The organism is Paenarthrobacter sp. MSM-2-10-13, from assembly GCF_011605365.1.
Lineage (GTDB): Bacteria > Actinomycetota > Actinomycetes > Actinomycetales > Micrococcaceae > Arthrobacter.
Window position 1 is genome coordinate 1 of record NZ_JAAOXO010000023.1, and the last position, 1,359, is coordinate 1,359.

General features: G+C 59.7%; 1 protein-coding gene and 1 rRNA gene. One reads left to right on the forward strand and one right to left on the reverse strand.

What is annotated here, in order from left to right; genetic code table 11:
- Positions 1 to 3 precede the first annotated feature (3 nt).
- Positions 4 to 120: ribosomal RNA gene (rrf, locus tag HAV21_RS21985) — 5S ribosomal RNA — on the forward strand.
- A gap of 201 nt (positions 121 to 321) precedes the next feature.
- Here the strand turns inward: rrf and HAV21_RS21990 are convergent.
- The gene (locus HAV21_RS21990) at positions 322 to 915 is read right to left on the reverse strand and encodes an HhH-GPD-type base excision DNA repair protein (protein ID WP_166843167.1); all 594 of its coding nucleotides are present in this window, start codon (positions 913 to 915) and stop codon (positions 322 to 324) included.
- Positions 916 to 1,359 lie beyond the last annotated feature (444 nt).

A 1,359-nucleotide genomic window follows, 5' to 3' on the forward strand; every position in this document is an offset into this window, starting at 1 on the left:
AGTTACGGCGGTCATAGCGTGGGGGAAACGCCCGGTCCCATTCCGAACCCGGAAGCTAAGACCCACAGCGCCGATGGTACTGCACCCGGGAGGGTGTGGGAGAGTAGGACACCGCCGGACAACCATTGAGAAGAGCCCCAGCCACCGGCTGGGGCTCTTCGACTTTAACCGACCCACAACCAGGCTGAGCAGCCCGCCCCGGGATCACTTGCCGTCGAAAGCACGTGCCTGTTGCGAGCCGTCAGCCCTTGGCGGGACGAGCCATGGGTTCGACCCGAACTACGCCGCGAGCACGAAGAAGTGCATGGTATGAGCTCAGCGTTAGGCGCCAGATGGTTTCGCAGCTTTTGCTGCCGCCTTGGCTGCCTGCTTATTTGCGCGCACTTTACTTAGGGAGTCCGGGTCAACAATGTCAGCGACGGAGAGGTAGGAACCTTCTTCGCCATAGTGGCCGGCGGCTTCCCGCCATCCGTCTGCCTGCAGCCCGCATTGTTTGCCCAGCAATGCCAGGAAGATCTTTGCTTTTTGTTCGCCAAAGCCTGGCAGGGCCTTGAGCCGGCGGAATACTTCGGGGCCGTCAGGGTTCCCGCTGGTCCAAATAGCAGCTGCGTCCCCATCCCATTCACGATGCACTGTCTCTGCGAGAGCCTGGACTCTTGCGGCCATGGAGCCTGGGAACCTATGGACGGCCGGCCGTTCCTTGAAGACTTCAACGAAGCCGGCTGGGTCGTACTCTGCGATTGTCCCAGGGCTGAGGGAGCCCAGCCTGGTGCGGATCTTCTCCGGGCCAGCAAACGCGGACTCCATAGTGACTTGTTGATCCAGCAACATACCGGTCAACAACGCAAAGGCGTCGTTGCTGAGCAGCTGGTCCGCGGTGGCATCGCCTGTGATGTGCAGTTCCATGCTCACCATCCTCCCATCACAGTGGGGCGTCGTCATCGGGGGTCCGTTGGGCGCTGTGCCGCCCGCGACCCGGCCCGCGGTTCACCGGCGGTTCGGGGAGTTCGACGGCGGTGTTGCACGCGTTTTGTGGGTGGTTGGGGGCGTGGCTAGGGGTGGATTTGCGTTGGGGGTGTGGGGCGTGTATTGTTTTCTGAGTCGCCGGGTGCGAAACGGAAAGCCGGAAGGTGTGTACGGTTCGGTAGGCGGCCAAAAATAACTCTTCTTTTCCAATGGCCCTGTTGGGTGTGCTGCTTTTGTGGTGTGCTGTGGGTGATGTTTTGGAGGGTCTGTTGTTTGAGAACTCAATAGTGTGCCAAGTTTGTTGATACCGATTGTTTTATTGATTGGTTGAAATTATGGCTGGATCATTGCGCACCCCCGTGTGTGGTGGTCTGGTTTTCAGCTGGTTTCGAA

What these genes read in the sequence shown, in the direction of transcription:
- HAV21_RS21990 (WP_166843167.1), bottom strand. Translation starts at nt 915, where the DNA reads ATGGTGAGCATGGAACTGCACATCACAGGCGATGCCACCGCGGACCAG.